At 54.3% G+C, this 16,806-nt stretch carries 12 protein-coding genes and 1 pseudogene; 11 read left to right on the forward strand and 2 right to left on the reverse strand.

Features of this window, described 5'->3' with window-relative positions:
• Positions 1–476 precede the first annotated feature (476 nt).
• A pseudogene (locus tag CES87_RS22555) lies at positions 477–1,633 on the reverse strand (alpha/beta hydrolase family protein).
• 152 nt (positions 1,634–1,785) lie between these two features.
• A complete protein-coding gene (locus CES87_RS22560; RefSeq protein WP_128607843.1) occupies positions 1,786–2,700 on the reverse strand; it encodes a LysR family transcriptional regulator in 915 nt (304 codons plus the stop codon).
• Between the two features lie 289 nt (positions 2,701–2,989).
• On the opposite strand from CES87_RS22560, the gene CES87_RS22565 reads away from it, so the two are divergent.
• The 11 genes from CES87_RS22565 to CES87_RS22620 all read left to right on the forward strand — a co-directional run bounded on the left by CES87_RS22565 (position 2,990) and on the right by CES87_RS22620 (position 16,803).
• The gene (locus CES87_RS22565; protein WP_128607844.1) at positions 2,990–3,928 is read left to right on the forward strand and encodes a VOC family protein; all 939 of its coding nucleotides are present in this window, start codon (positions 2,990–2,992) and stop codon (positions 3,926–3,928) included.
• A gap of 13 nt (positions 3,929–3,941) precedes the next feature.
• Positions 3,942–4,298, forward strand: a complete 357-nt coding sequence (locus CES87_RS22570; RefSeq protein ID WP_128607845.1) for a Rieske 2Fe-2S domain-containing protein — start codon at positions 3,942–3,944, stop codon at positions 4,296–4,298.
• 171 nt (positions 4,299–4,469) lie between these two features.
• Positions 4,470–5,594: an FAD-dependent oxidoreductase gene (locus CES87_RS22575; RefSeq protein ID WP_128607846.1), complete on the forward strand. Its 1,125-nt coding sequence runs from the start codon at positions 4,470–4,472 to the stop codon at positions 5,592–5,594.
• Between the two features lie 129 nt (positions 5,595–5,723).
• Entirely contained in the window at positions 5,724–7,403 is a 1,680-nt protein-coding gene (locus CES87_RS22580) for a DUF1302 domain-containing protein (protein WP_128607847.1), read from the forward strand.
• Between the two features lie 12 nt (positions 7,404–7,415).
• A complete protein-coding gene (locus CES87_RS22585) occupies positions 7,416–8,789 on the forward strand; it encodes a DUF1329 domain-containing protein (protein ID WP_128607848.1) in 1,374 nt (457 codons plus the stop codon).
• A 71-nt stretch (positions 8,790–8,860) separates the two neighbouring features.
• Positions 8,861–9,964, forward strand: coding sequence for a YCF48-related protein (locus tag CES87_RS22590; protein WP_128607849.1), 1,104 nt, complete (start codon positions 8,861–8,863; stop codon positions 9,962–9,964).
• A 4-nt stretch (positions 9,965–9,968) separates the two neighbouring features.
• A complete protein-coding gene (locus CES87_RS22595) occupies positions 9,969–12,449 on the forward strand; it encodes an RND family transporter (protein ID WP_128607850.1) in 2,481 nt (826 codons plus the stop codon).
• A gap of 141 nt (positions 12,450–12,590) precedes the next feature.
• Complete coding sequence (locus CES87_RS22600; protein ID WP_128607851.1) at positions 12,591–13,790, forward strand: MFS transporter; 1,200 nt, start codon at positions 12,591–12,593, stop codon at positions 13,788–13,790.
• Between the two features lie 248 nt (positions 13,791–14,038).
• On the forward strand, positions 14,039–15,019 hold the full coding sequence (locus CES87_RS22610; RefSeq protein ID WP_128607852.1) for a fumarylacetoacetate hydrolase family protein: 981 nt from the start codon (positions 14,039–14,041) through the stop codon (positions 15,017–15,019).
• Between the two features lie 10 nt (positions 15,020–15,029).
• Positions 15,030–16,031 (forward strand): NAD-dependent epimerase/dehydratase family protein, encoded by a 1,002-nt coding sequence (locus CES87_RS22615; RefSeq protein WP_128607853.1) that lies wholly within the window; start codon positions 15,030–15,032, stop codon positions 16,029–16,031.
• Complete coding sequence (locus CES87_RS22620) at positions 16,018–16,803, forward strand: cyclase family protein (protein WP_128607854.1); 786 nt, start codon at positions 16,018–16,020, stop codon at positions 16,801–16,803. Before CES87_RS22615 ends, CES87_RS22620 begins: the two co-directional genes overlap by 14 nt.
• Positions 16,804–16,806 lie beyond the last annotated feature (3 nt).

The raw sequence follows: 16,806 nt of genomic DNA on the forward strand, positions 1-16,806 counted from the left end.
CGGTCGTTCGCATCAACATGGCCTATAACGCTTTCTCTCGTTCGGCCCTTCGTCAAAAAAAAGACTACTACGGCCTCTGCTGACTTCTCGCTCCGGCTTACGCCGTCGCCCTTTCAGGCACGAGGCGAGATCTCCCCAGGTAAGAACGCAATCCTTCCCCGCACAACCGCCGGATTTACGTTGCCGCCCTTTGACCACAAGAGCTTTGCGATTTATTGCCCGCTCGCCCTGGTCGGCATCGCCTTATATCCGGTTCTTGTCCATCGGCTCACGGTTTCGATTCACGCTTCCTCCCCACACTCGGTCACCCTCATGCAGTTGCGCTTCACTTCGTTCGCTGTGGTCAGCTCACGGCGGGACTTTCACCCACAAGATTGCGCCCATGCTGGGCGCACAATACAAAACGCCCGATGCGGTGCATCGAGCGTTGGGGTGAAACAGACCTGTTTCAGGACTAGGCAGCTTGTGATACTCGATCAGGAAGTGCGGCCGCCTAGTGTTTGCGCTACCCAATCAGCGATGTAGTGAGCTGCGTTGATACTGTTATCGAAACTTGCATGCTGCACGCCACCTTCGCGCTCGGTGAAAATCTTCAGCTCGCGTTTAGGGCTATTTACTAGTTGCTCGTAGGTGCGATATGCCCACTTAAGCGGAATCTGTGAGTCTTTCGAGCCGTGAGTAACCAGAAATGGCACCTTAATTCGGTCGAGCACGCCGTCGAGGTGGACGTTTTCGGCAATGCGCATGAAGTCTTCCTGATCTTTTGCGCCCCAAACCCAGCATACGTGCGCCCAATAATGGGGAACTGGGAAAGTGCCCTCATTTTCCATGCGCCGCTTCTGCACGTCACGCCAGTCGTGGTTCGCACCCCAGGAGACGCCGCACGCAAAGCGTGGTTCAAAGGCTACTGCGCGGGGCTGTAGTAGCCGCCCAGGGAGACTCCTTCCATGCCAATACGCTTTGCATCGACGTCGGCGCGGGTTTCCAGCCAGTCAACTACGCGACTTGCCCAATGCTCGCTGTCATAGCGAGCAGTCAGGTTGTGCAGACGCAACGCTTCGCCTGTGCCTGGTTGATCAATGATCAACGACGATACACCGCGCTTGGCGAGCGCCGCCGGCAGCCCTACGAGATACTTCATCTCTTTGGTGGAGTCCAAGCCATTGAGCTGCACCAGAATCGGTGCTGGACCATCAACACCTTCCGCACGCACTAGCAGGCCGCTGATGTGCGCGCCCTCATAAGGGATCTCTACGCGTTCGCAGTTTTCTCTGCCCAGATCGATCCCACGGGCAAAATTCTGCAGCGCGAGTTGGTACATTTCGGCACGGCCAGGGGCACCATGGGCTTGCAAGCGCTCGCCAGTCAGGTAGTAGTTAGACGCGCGTTTGTATTTTTCACCTGCGGACAGAAGTCGGCCTGCGGCCTGGTCTTCTTCAGCCATGCTACAAAGCTTGTTTGCCATCTTCGACCAGGTTTCGCGGAAGGCTGTAGTGCCGGCTGCATCGGGTTGTTTGGCTGCTTCAGTGAGCGGCTGGCACATCTCTTCGATCTCGCCCATTCGGGCGCCCATCTCGATAGACAGATTTACGGAGAGGTCCCAAACATAGTTTGTGGGGAAGTAACGAAACATTGTTTTTGTCCTTGTTATGAACAGTGGCTGGGTCCGTACTCATGCAGACAAGCACGAACAATCAGGACAACAACGGTATACAGCGGCATTGGTATTTGGCCAGTCGAGAGTTTGGATGGCAGGTATCAAAAATTGTGATCGTTGCTGGCTATTTAGAACTGATCGAGGTCGTTGATGAACGCACAGATGCTCTCCCGGAGCCACCGGTGTATTACGTCTTGCTCCATTGTGCGATGCCAGATCATGACTTCGCGCATGACAGGGATTTTCACTGGGGTAGGCAGGATGCGAAGTGGGAGATGTGTGGCATAAAGCTTGGCCAGCCGTTGGTGCATGGTAGCAATGCGCTGGGTTCCAACGATTAGCTGCGGGAGTGTATTGAAGTCGTTAGTGATGACCTCTAATCGCCGATTAAAACCGTATCGGCTCATAAGCCAGTCCTCGATACTTAATTCTCGAGTACGACCAAAGCCAACCGAGACGTGCCCCATCTCCATATATTGCTCCAGCGAAAGGCTGTCGCCGACCCGGTCGTTGTTTGCGCAGACTACGCAGACGTGTTCTTCCTCAAACAGAACCTGTGAAGGATGTCCATCTATGATGTATCGCTCGGGAACGATCATCAAATCAACCTCTCCGCGAACCAGGAAGTCACTTGAGTTGCCGCGAGGGCTAATCATTTCAAAAGTGATGTTTGGTGCTATTTCATGAATGCGCTGAATGACCCTCGCGAACAGTACGCTGATCAGGTAGTCCGAGGTTATTACCCGAAAGTGACGCTTGCTGCTGGCAGGGTCAAACACCTTCCTGGTGGTGATCGAGGAGCGAATAGTGAGCAGCACTTCGCGTACTGGAGCAGCCAGTTCAAGAGCATAGGGAGTGGGCTGCATTTTGCGTCCTACCGGAACCAGTAACTCGTCCTCGAAATACGTTCTCAATCGAGCCAATACGCCGCTGGTAGCGGACTGACTCATGTGCATTCGTTCTGCGGCTCGGGTGATGTTCTGCTCATCGAGCAGAATGTCGAGACCTATAAGTAAATTCAAATCCAGATGATCTAAGCGCATGGATGGGTTCCGCTTCTTCTATTTGTTTTCGCGATACCTTCGCGCGCTAGCATGGCGTCGTCAAGACCTTAGCTGGTCGCGCCAGTCCATCCGTGACACAGCTCCACATTTCTGATGGGCGTGTCGCTAGATATCGGTTTAGTCGATACGTCTCATCCGTACATGCGATTAGTCAGCAATCGCAGGTGTCAGCATTCTATGTCCCTATTCGGTCATGGCCAGCTCGTTACATATCAACGCCGCCCATCGTACTGAACCTAATAATCATAATTTTAACGGAGTGGTAGCCATGAAAATCATTGGCCTTGACGCCCTTGTATTTGGCGTCGATGACATTAAGTCTTGTACCGAGTGCCTGCTTGACTATGGATTAACCTCGGTAGATGCGGACGAGAAGGGCGGTCGTTTCGAAGCCTTGGACGGGACTTCAATCATCATTCGCTCGGCAGATGACACAAGTCTGCCGTTGGCGATGGGGCCAGGCTCATCTATTCGCGAAACCGTGTACGGGGTATCCAGCGCGGCTGACCTTGACGCCATCGAAGATGAGTTGGCGCGTGATCGACAAGTAACCCGTGACAAAAATGGTGCGTTGCATAGCGTCGATGACATGGGTTTTGCCATCGCCTTTCAAGTCAGTGTGCGTCGTGAGTTTTCGGCCCCGGCTGATCTCACCAACGCCCCAGGTAGCACGCCCCAGCGCCCGCACAATCAGCCGGGCATTAGTCTCGACATGCCCGCCATTCCGCGCACCCTGTCACATGTGGTGTATTTCGTTCCAGATGCTGCCAAGGCGGAAGCTTTTTACAAACGCCTGGGTTTTGTTACTACCGATACCTTCATTGGGGCCGGCCCGTTTATGCGTCCAGCGGGTTCGGATGACCACCACTGCCTGTTCATGATCCAGACTCCTCCCCACATGAAGGGCTGCGAGCACTTCACATTTCACCTCGGCAGTGGAACTGAAGTGCTGTTGGCGGGGCGGCGTTTTGAGCAGAAAGGTTGGACCAGCTTCTGGGGGCCTGGCCGTCACCTGTTTGGCTCTAACTGGTTTTGGTACTTCAACAGCCCACTGGGTTGTCATATCGAATACGACGCCGACATGGACAAACATGACGGCGACTGGGAGGCACGCCAAGCGCCGCTCACAGCGGATAACTCGCAGCTGTTCCTTTTCTCCTCGAAAGAGAAGTGGGCGCCGGGCGGTCCCCAGCCAAAACATGCTTAATAGGGCTGCGTGCATGGAGAAGGTGGCGCTGTGCCTGGTTAGTGAGCTCGCAGAGGGGCAGTCCCGCGGATTCGATCCGCTGGGTCTGGGGCGAGATAGCCTATTTGCTTTGGTTCATCAGGGCGAAGTGAGGCTGTACCGCAACAGCTGCCCGCATTTGGATGTGCGTTTGGAGTACCGCAAAGACCGTTTTATGTCCGCCGACGGCCAACGAGTCATTTGCTACGCGCACGGTGCACAGTTCCTTCCTGAGTCCGGTTTGTGTGTCTATGGGCCGTGCCTGGGAGAGAGTTTGAGCGCCCTTGAATATCGGATTGAGAAGGGATGGCTGATGATTTCGATCGATCAACTGCAGGTAGGTGTAGCTTGAGCTTGGTATCGGTTTTTTTGATGCCTTGCATCCTTACATGCGATTAGTCAAATCCTTGATTTGCCCCGAAACTGAAAATCAGCAAGTGCGTAGTGTGAGTTCCGCGGATGACGAAGCCTGATTCGTCAACGCGCAGCTCAATCGAATTATAAGAACAGACGTGGGAACGCCATGAATACAGTGAGCAAGGTGTTGGTAGTAGGTGGTGGTATCGGTGGTCTGTGCGCCGCCATTGCATTACGTCGTAAAGGCATTGATGTAGATCTCGTAGAGCTCAACTCAGAGTGGACTGTCTATGGGGTCGGCATCATTCAGCAGGGCAATGTAGTCCGCGAGATGTCTAAGCTGGGCGTGCTCGACGGCTATCTGGACGCCGCTTTTGCCTTTGATGACGTGACCATCAACACTGCGTCAGGCCAGCAGTTGGCACGCATTCCTGGCCAGCGGTTGGCTGGGCCACAGTACCCGGCCAACGTTGGTATTTCCCGTCTGGCTTTGCACAAGGTACTGAGCGAAACCGCTATCGAGCTGGGCACGAGTGTTCGACTTGGACTGTCTGTTGAAACCCTGAGTGAGGATGCAGAGGGCGTAGACGTGGTGTTCACCGATGGCAGCCAGGATAGTTATAGCCTGGTGGTCGGCGCAGATGGTTTGTTCTCGAAAGTTCGTGGCCTGCTGTTCAGTGACAAATATCAACCGCGCTTCACCGGTCAGTCTGTCTGGCGCTACAACTTTCCTCGTAATGCACATATTGATCACCTTGCTACCTATCAGGGCCCGGCTGGCAACGCGGGCCTGGTACCGCTGGCAGATGATCTTATGTACATGTTTGTGACCTCCCATGAACCGACTAATCCACGGATGAATAGGACCACTCTGGCTGCAGAGATGCGTCAGCGCCTGCATGGCTTCGACGGTTTGATCGGTGAGTTGCGCGAGCAAATCAACGACAGTGCAAAGGTGGTCTACAAACCGCTGGAAGTGGTGTTCGTCGATGAGCCTTGGTACCGCGGTCGGGTGCTGCTGATTGGCGATGCTGCTCACGCCACTACACCACATCTTGGGCAGGGCGCCGGCATGGCTATTGAAGATGCCGTGGTGCTCAGCGAAGAGTTGACTGCTGGCGGCAATATCGAACATCAGCTTCAGCGCTTTATGGCGCGTCGGTTTGAGCGCTGTAAGTGTATTGCGCAAAGCTCGGTCATGGTCGGTGAGAAAGAAATCGCCAAAGACCGCAGCTTTGACAGTGTTGCACTGGTCAAAAAAATACTCGCGCTCACCGCTGAACCGATCTGACTGTTTGCGGCGTCTAGCCGCTCCTCTGGAAACTTATTGAATACCCGGCCAAGGGGGGCTAAGTGCCCCTGCAAGAAGGCTGTGCCCCCTTAAGAACCACCGCATAACAATAATAATGAGGCTAAATTAATGTCATATTGCAACGTCGCTGAGCCTAGGTACGCACCGTTCATCCTGACGCTAGCGGCTCTCTTGGTACTTGGCGCGCCAACTGCTGAGGCCTTCCAAATTGATACGGGTAACCCAGATATTAGTCTTCAGTGGGATAACACCCTCAAATACAGCTCTGCTTGGCGTCTGAAGGATCAAAGCAGTCGACTGACTAAGGGGCCGGTAGCCCTTAACCAGGATGACGGTGACCGCAACTTCGATAAGGGGCTGATCTCCAACCGCCTGGATATTTTGTCCGAGTTAGATATGTCTTTTGGAGATTTCGGTGCCCGCGTCAGCGGTGCCACGTGGTACGACACCAAATACCAAGATGACAACGACAATGATGACCCCACCCGTTCCAATCAGCGCTCTGTGGCATATAACCACTTCACTGATGACGTTCGTCACCTGCATGGTGGCGATGGTGAAATTCTCGATGCTTTTATTTACTGGAACGGTGAGTTAGCGAATCGGGCAGTTTCAGTCCGTGCGGGCCGGCATGGCCTGATTTGGGGTGAAAGCTTGTTCTTCGGTGCCAACGGCATTGCTGGCGGTATGGCGCCAGTTGACGTAGTCAAGGCAGTCTCGGTACCCAACACCCAGTTCAAGGAAATCACCCGGCCGGTCAATCAGCTGTCAACTACTTATCAGCTAACCGATGACTTGTCGGTAGGTGCTTACTACCAACTTGAGTGGGAAGAGACCCGTCTGCCAGGTTCCGGTAGTTACTTCTCGACCGGTGACAACATCGGGGAAGGTAATGAACGAATAATCGTTGGAGGACCGTTCCCGTCATTTTTGGGCGGAAATCCTGACAGTCCAGCCGCGTTTTTTCATGGCAAAGACAAAGATGCTAAAAGCTCAGGCCAGGGCGGGTTGCAGCTTCGCTATTCTGCGGAAAGCGTCGATTACGGCGTGTATGCCATCCAGTACAACGACAAAACGCCCAAGCTTTACCTGAAGCCCACTGCTGGTGCGCCTGAATTTAGCACCGGCAAAATCGGTGAGTATTACTGGGTTTACCCTGAAGATATCCAAGCCTTTGGCGCTAGCTTTTCTACCACAGTTGGGAAATTCAGCTGGGCCGGCGAAACGTCGATGCGCTGGAACATGCCACTGGTATCTAACGGTGTAACCATTGCTCCTGGCCAAGCAGCGGATAACAACAATCATGCGTTGTATGCAGTGGGCCGTACTGCGCATGTCAACCTCAACTTCCTCGCATCGTTCGGTCCGTCCTTTATCGCCGAAGAGTCAGCAATGGTAGGCGAGATTGCCTGGAACCGTTTGCTCAGTGTTACCAAAAACAATGAGGCGCTTAGCCCCGATGCCACTGATGATGGTGTGGGCATGAAGTTGGTGTTTACCCCGACCTATCGGCAGATATATCCCGGCCTCGACCTGAGCGTTCCAGTCGGTATCAGCTATTTCCCGATGGGCAAATCGTCGGTAGTCGGCTCCTTCGGCCCGGACCGTGGCGGCGATATGAACATTGGAGTCAGTGGCACCTACCTGGATAGGGTGACTGTCGGGCTGACCTACACCCACTATTACGGCCCTGAGAATACCAATGTCAGTGCGGCCAGCACTTTCAATTTCGAACAGTCGCTGAAAGATCGGGACTTCCTTGCTTTTTCCGTCAAGACCACTTTTTAAGAGAGCGTGAGTATGACTATCCAGTTCAAACTTAAGTCGCTGTGCTTTGCCTTGGTCAGTGCCATGGTTATTAGTGTTTCACCCGCCATGGCGGCGACTGCACCAGAAGCTGCCCAGTTGGGCAAAACTCTGACCCCCCTGGGTGGAGAAAAAGCCGGCAACGCCGATGGCAGTATCCCTGCCTGGGACGGTGGTTATACCAAGGTGGATCCAGCCTACAGACAGGGTGGAAAACGCCTTGATCCTTTCTCCGCAGAAAAGCCTTTGTTCAGTATTACTGCCAAAAACCTGGCTCAATATGCGGACAAGCTAAACGATGGCACCAAGGCGATGTTTGCCAAGTACCCGGAAACTTATCGGGTTGATGTTTACCCTACCCACCGTACCGCAGCAGCCCCTCAATGGGTCTACGACAACTCTGCCAGGAATGCTGTCAACGCCAAGTTAATCGACAGCAGCGCGGGAGTCATCCCGGACGGTGCTTACGGCGGGATTCCGTTTCCGATTCCAAAGACCGGCGAAGAAGCTATGTGGAACCACCTGCTTTCCTGGCGTGGTACCTCGGTTTCCATGCATTTTCGTCACCACTTAATGACCGCTGATGGCGTTCAGGTAATGACCACAGACGGTAAAGCCATCCAGGAGATGCCGTACTACTACCCGGAAGGTTCTGCGGAAACTTTTGATGGCTTTTACTGGATGTTCCGCCTGCTTAATATTGGTCCGCCTATCCGAACTGGCGAGCAGGTCCTGGGCCGGGCCAACCTTAACGGCGACAAGAGCCAATCTCACGTTTACCTAGCGGGCCAGCGACGGGTCCGCAAACTACCTAACGCCTGCTGCGACACGCCTACACCGGCTACTGCTGGGGTCATGAGCTTCGATGAACTGTCGGTTTACTCGGGACGGTTGGATATCTTCAACTGGAAGTTGGTAGGCAAACAAGAAATGTACGTGCCCTATAACGGCAATAAGGTCCAGACCGCTGCCAAGCCTGAAGACTTGTTCGCCAAGCACCACATGAATCCAGATTATGTGCGATGGGAGTTGCACCGTGTCTGGGTGGTCGAAGCTAACTTGGCTCCGGGCAAGCGCCACCAACTGCCTAAAGGACGGTACTACCTGGACGAGGACAGTTGGCAAGCTCTGCTGGGCGACCGTTGGGATGCTAGTGGTCAGTTGGCAAAAACCTTGTGGGCACTGCCTGCGGTGATGCCGGATATCCCAGCTCACGCGACCTTGTCGTCCGGCTTTTATGACTTGACATCAGGTGCCTGGTTTATACAGAACGTCTATTCGGGGCTCCCGGAGCAATACGGCATCGTTGATCGATATAAAGGTTCCGAGTTTTCGCCAGCCGCCATGGCGGGGCAGGGCGTGCGTTAACGCTGTTGCTTGATGTTCTGGGGCTGGCGTAGGCCGGCCCCACTGCAAGACGCGATTTTTTGAGGCCAATAATGAAAATAACACCTCCTGCAAAAGGCTTGATGCTCGCATTGGTACTGTCAGCCAACAGCTTGATCTGCCAAGCGGCAATATCTGCTGTCGGCTCTCCTTTAAATACCCCTGCCATGCACGTAACAGTACCTAGTAAAGCTGTGCTGATTGATCTGGCACGAGCAGGGCAGCGTTTGGTCGCGGTGGGTGAGCGGGGGGTGGTGTTGCTTTCAGACGACGATGGTCAGAGCTGGCGACAAGTACCTGTTCCGGTATCGGTTAGCCTCACGGCCGTACAATTTGTCGACGCTCAGCACGGTTGGGCGCTCGGTCATGCCGGTGTGGTTCTAGCGACTGTAAATGGTGGCGAGCAGTGGGCGGTGCAACTTAGTGGACTGGCTGCAGCCAATATTGAACTGGACAATGCACGTAAAGATGAGGCTTCCGCTTTAGATATAGAGGCCGCAGATTTACGCATCCAGAATGCCGAACGTTTGATTGCCGATGGGCCGGACAAACCTTTTCTAGCACTTCACTTTAGCGATGCCAAGCGCGGCCTTATTGCAGGTGCGTATGGCATGTTATTGGAAACCACAGATGGTGGCGCCAGCTGGAATTCGCGGATGGGCAAAAGTGATAACCCTGCAGGGGCTCATTTATATGCCATCGCTAAGCAGGGGACGCATTGGTTCATTGTCGGCGAGCAAGGTTATATGGCCCGTTCCGACGATGACGGCCAGTCCTTCGTGCAACTCGAAAGCCCCTATGAGGGCAGCTTTTTTACCGCGCAGTTACGTGATGACGGCGCGCTGGTTGTGGCCGGCTTAAAAGGTCATGCTTTCCTTTCCCGCGATGCTGGGCAGAGCTTCGAGCTAATGCCAGCGCCCATGCCGGTGTCTTTCAGCGATGCCACACGCCTAGCCGATGGCCGCACGTTGCTTGTCAATCAGGCAGGGGCTTTGTTTTTCAATAACTCTCAGGCCGGAACTGCCCTGCAGTTCTATGGCAAGCCTTTGGGCAAGCCTGTCACGAGCGTGGTCCAGGCTTCCGACGGCAGTGTGGTGGTTGCTGGATTTACAGGGCTGTTGCGTATACCGCAGCTATCCACAGCAGTAGCGGAGTGAGGTTATGAAGTCCTCTAACAGTTTTAACGCCAGTGATCTTGCCCATTTTGACCCGCGCTCTGGCTCGGTGCTCGAGCGCGCACTGTTCAATCACCGTATCTGGGTGCTGGTCTTGTGCCTGCTAACCACGCTGGTGCTGGGCTTTCAGTCGAGTCGAGTAGAGCTCAATGCCAGCTTCGAGAAAATGATTCCAACGCACCATCCTTATATTGCCAACTATCTGAATCACCAACGCGAGTTGAGTGGATTGGGTAATGCTTTGCGCATCGCAGTAGCTAATAAGCACGGCGATATTTACGACGCCGAGTACCTCAAAACCCTGCAAAAATTGAGTGATCAGGTCTACCTGCTACCAGGCGTCGATCGTGCATATATGAAGTCGCTGTGGACCCCAGCAACCCGTTGGGTAGCGGTCACTGAAGAAGGGTTGGACGGTGGGCCGGTAATTCCGGATGGCTACGATGGCCAAAGCACCAGCCTTAATCAGCTCAAACGCAATGTGCAGCTATCCAACGAAATTGGTCAGCTGGTAGCTTTCGACCAGCGCTCTAGCATCATTTATGTGCCACTGCTGGCGAAAACAGCAGATGGAAAACCGCTGAACTATTCCGTGCTGTCTGAGCAACTGGAAGTGCTACGGACTCAGTATTCAAGCGACAACATCAGTATTCACATCACCGGTTTCGCCAAGAAGGTCGGCGATCTGATCGCCGGTCTCGAACAAATCGTGCTGTTCTTCGTCATGGCAATTGTGATTACCACGGCGGTGCTCTACTGGTACACGCGCTGTGTGCGTAGCACCCTGTTAGTGGTGCTCTGCTCGCTGGTAGCGGTGGTTTGGCAAATGGGCTTGTTGCCGATATTGGGCTATCAGCTTGATCCCTATTCGGTATTGGTTCCGTTCTTGGTGTTTGCCATTGGCATGAGTCACGGCGCACAGAAGATGAACGGCATCATGCAGGACATTGGCCGCGGTATGGGCCGTGTAGTGGCTGCTCGCTTTACCTTCCGACGGCTGTTCCTGGCCGGGCTTACCGCGCTACTTTGTGATGCGGTGGGCTTTGCGGTGTTGACGATCATCAAAATCCAGGTCATTCAGGATCTGGCCCTGATCGCCAGCATCGGTGTTGCGGTATTGATTTTCACCAACCTGATACTGTTGCCGGTGTTGTTGTCTTACATCGGTGTCAGCCCGCGGGCTGCCCAACTGAGCCTGAAAGGTGAGCAGGCCGAGGAGGCCGGCCGGCAGCGTCACCTATTCTGGCGTTTTTTGGATCTATTTACCCAACGCCGTTGGGCAACTGTGTGCGTGGCAGCAAGCCTGGCGTTAGCCGTATTCGGTTTCACGGTCAGCGAGCACCTCAGCATTGGTGATCTCGATACTGGAGCGCCAGAACTGCGCCCGGACTCGCGCTACAACCGTGATGATGCATTCCTCACGCAGAAGTACGGTGCGAGCAGTGATCTGTTCGCGGTAATGGTCAAAACCCCGGCCGGTGCCTGTGCCCGTTACGACATTCTCAATAAGGTTGATGCCCTTGACTGGCAATTGCGCAACCTGCCAGGCGTGGACTCGACCAACTCGCTGGCCTTGCTCAGCCGCCGCATGCTGGTTGGCCTCAGTGAAGGAAATGCGAAGTGGTATGAGCTGCAGAAAAACCAATCTATGTTGAATATGATCACTGCCGGTGCGCCGCGTGGCCTGTACAACGAAGACTGCAGCTTGCTCACTCTCTACGTCTATCTGACAGATCACAAGGCCTCGACATTAACCCTTCTGGTTGATCATGTTGAGCAGTTTGCCGCCGCCAACAACACCGAAGAGGTGCAGTTCCTGCTCGCCGCTGGCAGTGCCGGGATCGAGGCTGCTACCAATATTGTGGTTAAGCAAGCCAACCGAGAAATGCTGATCTGGGTCTACGCCGCCGTAATCTTGTTGTGCCTGATTACGTTCCGCTCTTGGCGCGCGACGGTTTGTGCAGTGATTCCACTGATGTTTACCTCTATTTTGTGCGAAGCACTAATGGTCTGGCTGAACATCGGCGTCAAGGTGGCGACGTTGCCAGTAATCGCCTTGGGTGTGGGCATCGGTGTGGACTATGCGCTGTATGTCATGAGCATTTTGCTCGGTCATATGCGCAAGGGTGAGAGCTTGTCCGAGTCTTATTACCAGGCGCTGCTATCCACGGGCAAGGTTGTGATACTGACGGGTGTGACACTGGCCATCGGTGTCGCCACCTGGGCTTTCTCACCGATCAAGTTCCAAGCCGACATGGGGATTCTGCTGGCCTTCATGTTCATCTGGAATATGGTGGGTGCTCTGGTCTTGTTACCTGCCCTGGCGTATTTCCTGATGCCTGTGTCCAGACTGCGCGAGGCTGGCTCCAATGCCTGTCATAAAGCCCAGGGCAAGCGCATCGAGCCCGTTACTACTGCCTTCGAAAAACCACAGCAGCAGAACCCAATTGCCAGTCACGCGCGGTGAGCGCGTGCCCATAACAAAAAGAGAGAACATGACGATGCCACGACTGCAGTGCTTTGGACAGAAATTCAGGTTGGCGATCAGCTTAGGCCTGATCGCCTTTGCTGCAGCATTTACCGGACTCGGCCAAGACGAGGCCAAGCGATGAGCCCGCCACGTCAGGCGGGATTGCCGCAATCCATGTTGCTGTTATTCGGTAGTTGCTTACCCGTACTAGGTGCGGTGCTTCTGGCTCCAGTACTGCCGCGCATGCAGCAGCACTATGCCGAGACGCCTGGCGCAACTGTGTTGGTACCCATTGCATTGACTTTGCCCGCGCTGGTGGTTGCCATGCTCGCACCTTTTGCCGGCATAATTGCCGATCGCCTAGGGCGCAAGCCACTGTTGTTAGTCGCGATGTTGCTCTATTCAGTATGCGGCGTCTTGCCGTTGTGGCTGGAGTCCCTGCACGCCATCGTCCTCAGCCGGGCGGGTATCGGTTTGGCAGAAGCTTCGATTATGACCTGCTGCACCACGCTAATAGGCGACTACTACAGCGGCGCTCGCCGTGATCGCATAATTGCTTTACAAATGGTAGCGACTTCCTTATCTGCCGCTGTTTTTATGGCTGTTGGCGGCGCGATGGGCGAGATCGGATGGCGCACTCCTTTTGCACTATATGCCGTGGGTCTTGTGTTTCTGCCGTTGATGGCCAAGTACTTGTGGGAGCCGGTTGCACAGCGCGCCGAAGTTAATGTCGGCGAGGTCCCCACCAAGCATTTTCCTTGGCCAGCCCTTACTCCGCTGTATGTGCTTGCTGTTTTGGCTGGACTGAGCCTATTCATTGTGCCAGTGCAGGCTGGTTACTTGCTCATTCTGTTGCATGTTGATGCGCCGCAACAGATCGGCATGACCATGGGCGCCAACCAACTTGGGGTGTTGGCTGGGGCCTTGGGTTTCCGTCTGCTGAGCGGCATGCCAGGGCGCCGTCAGTTGCTGTTGGCCTTCGTCTTGGCAGGCGCTGGTGGCTTGCTGATGGCTATGGCCGGCAACCACGCAATGGTGGTTGTTGCGGTACTGATCAATGGTATGGGCCTCGGTCTGATGCTACCGACCTTGATAACCTGGATCATGTCGCTGGTCGATTTCTCTCAACGCGGCCGTGCAGTAGGCCTATTCACGGCAACGTTTTTTGCCGGTGAGTTTTTCAGCCCTTTGGTGGTGTTAGCTATTACTCAGGGCGTGAACAGTGCTTTGCCCACTGCGCTATTCGTTATAGCTACCCTTCAGTTGTTAATTGCCTTGGCCTGTCTGCGACTGCGTAGCTCCAAGCGTGTCAGCCATCACGCCTCAGCGAATAGTTAGTTAATAGATACAGCGTTCTCCCCTAATGGCGCTGGAAAAGTAATTTCCTCTGCAGCCTTGGCTTTGGCAGTACAAATAAGTTGCGCGCGGCTGGTCCACGTCTTTCGTTCAAACAAGTCTGTCGTCTGGTATAGCCGTGTGGAGTAAAGCCATGTGCGCAGCGTTGTTTCTATTGGCAAGTTTTTGAATGTCATCCTTCTCGATGGTCAGTATTCACCCGTTATTGCGACATTACTTGGAGCACAAAAATGAAACTTGCAACACTGAAGGACGGCAGCCGTGATGGTCGTCTGGTCGTAGTCTCACGTGATCTTAGCCGTGCAGTCGCTGCAGACAATATTGCAGCCACCATGCAGTTCGCCATCGAGAACTGGGCAGCTGTAAAACCAAAGTTGGAGGTGTTATCTGGAGAATTGAATGCTGGGCGTATGCAGGGCAGCTTTGCCTTTAACCCTGCGGAGGCCATGGCGCCACTGCCCCGTGCGTATCAGTGGCTGGACGGTTCGGCCTTCCTCAATCACGGTAAATTAATGCAAAAGGCCTTCAACCTTGATCCCATAGATGGTGCAGATACTACGCCTTTGATGTACCAAGGAGCGGGCGATGACTTCCTCGGCGGGCGCGATGATATCCCTCTACCCAGCGAAAGCCTCGGTATCGATTTTGAAGGTGAATTCGGCGTGCTGGTCGATGAGGTGCCAATGGGTTGTCCCGCTGAGCAGGCGGCTGCCCATATCAAACTGATCCTGCAGATCAATGATGTCAGCTTACGTGCCTTGGCACCGCGTGAGATGAAAACAGGTTTCGGCTTTATCCAGGCCAAGTCTTCCTCAAGCTTCGCCGCCGTGGCAATTACCCCTGACGAGTTAGGCGATGCCTGGCGCGATGAGCGTGTGCAACTGCCCTTGCAGTTGAGTTGGAACAGTGAGTGGTTTGGGAACCCGAATGGCTCCGAGATGAATTTTAGCTTCGCCCAACTGATTGCCCATGCAGCGCTTACGCGCAAATTGGGGGCTGGGACGTTGATAGGCTCCGGAACCCTTTCTAACGCCGATCTTCGCGCAGGCTCAGCCTGCATTGCAGAGCGCCGGGCTATCGAAATGATTCAGCAAGGCGCACCCCAGACAGGATTCATGCGTTTTGGTGATCGCGTGCAGATGGACGTTTTCGGAGTCGATGGCCAATCGCTGTTCGGTGGTATTGATCAACAGATAGTTGCTGCCTGCTAAGGAGATTCAAATGCGGGTAATGATTACGGGGGCCAACAGTTTTGTGGGTCGTGCATTGGTTCAGCGGTTGTTAGCCGATGGCGCGTTAAGAGGCAAACGCATCGAGATATTGAGGCTACTCGATGACCAGCTGAGAGGATTTCCCGAAGATCAACGCTTGCGTTTTCACATTGGCAGTATTGCTAATGCCGCGCTCCTGCGCAGGTCCATCGCGGATGGTATTGATGTAGTGTTTCATTTAGGGAGCATTCTAGATGGCACGGCGGAAGAGGAGTACGCGCTCGGTTATCAGCTCAACTTGTTGGCCAGCCTTGAGTTACTCAATCAATTACGCGAGCAATCCGTAGCGCCTGTGATTGTCTACGCCAGCAGTGTCGCGGTGTATGGCGATAACTTGCCTGCACGCATGGACGAATGCGCGGCTCCGCGTCCAGCGCTGTCTGGTGGTTCACACAATCTGGTGGTGGAAACTGCCCTGGAAGACCTGGCACGGCGCGGTGATTTGGATGGGCGAGCCGTCCGCTTGCCCGGAATCGTTACCCTTTCGCGCGAATCTAATGGCTGGCGCTCGGCCTTCATGAGCGAGTTGATCCGCGCCTTTGTTGATGGCGAGCCTTATAGCTGCCCGGTGTCAGCAGCAGCCAACTGCTGGTGGATGTCAGTCCGTTGTTGTGTAACGAACCTGGTGCATGCAGCAGAGCTAGATAGCTCAGTGCTGATTGGCAGGCGAGTTTGGCAGTTACCTTTGCTGAAGTTAAGAATCGATCAGTTGATAGACGCTCTGGCAGCTACCTTTGGGCAAGAGCGACGCAATCTAATTAGTTTTGCCCCAGACGCGCGACTCGAAGCGTTACATGGGAACTTTCCTACCATGAGAACACCCCAGGCCCGAGCCCTTGGATTTTGCCATGACGGCTCGGCTGCCTCTCTGATTCGTCACACCCTTAACCCTGTGCCTGGCGTTAATGCACGCAAGGCCAAACGTGGAGATACTCCTCATGAAACAGACTAAACGCCGCTTGGTTGATATTTCGGTCACCCTTGAGAACAACCCCTATACCGATCCACCAGTGATAGCGCCGACAATCGATTACATGGATCACCAGCAAAGCTGGCCGCAAATGGAGGAGATGTTTCCAGGGCTTACTCAAGACCAGATGCCAGGCCGGGAGTCCTGGGCTGGAGAGTATCTCCATATAACGACTCATAGTGGCACCCATATGGATGCCCCTTGGCATTACGCCTCGACAACGGATGGTGGTAAGCCGGCGTACGGTATCGACGAGTTACCGCTTGATTGGTGCTTGCAGCCGGGAGTGAAACTAGACTTTCGTGGCTTCCCTGATGGTCATGTAATCACTGCGTCTGAAATGGAAGCTGAATTGGCCCGAATAGGTCATGAGCTCCAACCCCTGGATATCGTACTGATTAATACCCGTGCCGGATCGCTGTTTGGACTGCCAGGTTATCTGGACGCCGGTGTCGGTATCGGTCGTGAGGCCACCTTGTATCTCCTGGAGCGCGGTGTGCGAGTTGTTGGTACTGATGCCTGGAGTTGGGATGCCCCATTCAAGTACACACGTGAGCGCTTCGAGGCCACTGGTGATGCCTCGATTATTTGGGAAGGGCACAAGGCCGGGCGCGACATCGGCTACGGCCAAATGGAGAAACTGGCCAATCTGGACCAACTACCTGCCAATGGTTTTATGGTGTCGTGCTTCCCCTACAAGATCAAACATGCCTCAGCAGGCTTTGTTCGCGCCGTGGCAATTTTCGAAGAGTAAGTG

It is taken from the genome of Pseudomonas sp. ERMR1:02, assembly GCF_002277815.1.
Taxonomy (GTDB): Bacteria; Pseudomonadota; Gammaproteobacteria; order Pseudomonadales; family Pseudomonadaceae; genus Aquipseudomonas.

Excerpts from the sequence above, each read along its gene's own strand:
- CES87_RS22560 (WP_128607843.1), bottom strand. The coding sequence starts at position 2,700 with ATGCGCTTAGATCATCTGGATTTGAATTTACTTATAGGTCTCGACATT.
- CES87_RS22565 (WP_128607844.1), top strand. The coding sequence starts at position 2,990 with ATGAAAATCATTGGCCTTGACGCCCTTGTATTTGGCGTCGATGACATT.
- CES87_RS22570 (WP_128607845.1), top strand. The coding sequence starts at position 3,942 with ATGGAGAAGGTGGCGCTGTGCCTGGTTAGTGAGCTCGCAGAGGGGCAG.
- CES87_RS22575 (WP_128607846.1), top strand. The coding sequence starts at position 4,470 with ATGAATACAGTGAGCAAGGTGTTGGTAGTAGGTGGTGGTATCGGTGGT.
- CES87_RS22580 (WP_128607847.1), top strand. The coding sequence starts at position 5,724 with ATGTCATATTGCAACGTCGCTGAGCCTAGGTACGCACCGTTCATCCTG.
- CES87_RS22585 (WP_128607848.1), top strand. The coding sequence starts at position 7,416 with ATGACTATCCAGTTCAAACTTAAGTCGCTGTGCTTTGCCTTGGTCAGT.
- CES87_RS22590 (WP_128607849.1), top strand. The coding sequence starts at position 8,861 with ATGAAAATAACACCTCCTGCAAAAGGCTTGATGCTCGCATTGGTACTG.
- CES87_RS22595 (WP_128607850.1), top strand. The coding sequence starts at position 9,969 with ATGAAGTCCTCTAACAGTTTTAACGCCAGTGATCTTGCCCATTTTGAC.
- CES87_RS22600 (WP_128607851.1), top strand. The coding sequence starts at position 12,591 with ATGAGCCCGCCACGTCAGGCGGGATTGCCGCAATCCATGTTGCTGTTA.
- CES87_RS22610 (WP_128607852.1), top strand. The coding sequence starts at position 14,039 with ATGAAACTTGCAACACTGAAGGACGGCAGCCGTGATGGTCGTCTGGTC.
- CES87_RS22615 (WP_128607853.1), top strand. The coding sequence starts at position 15,030 with ATGCGGGTAATGATTACGGGGGCCAACAGTTTTGTGGGTCGTGCATTG.
- CES87_RS22620 (WP_128607854.1), top strand. The coding sequence starts at position 16,018 with ATGAAACAGACTAAACGCCGCTTGGTTGATATTTCGGTCACCCTTGAG.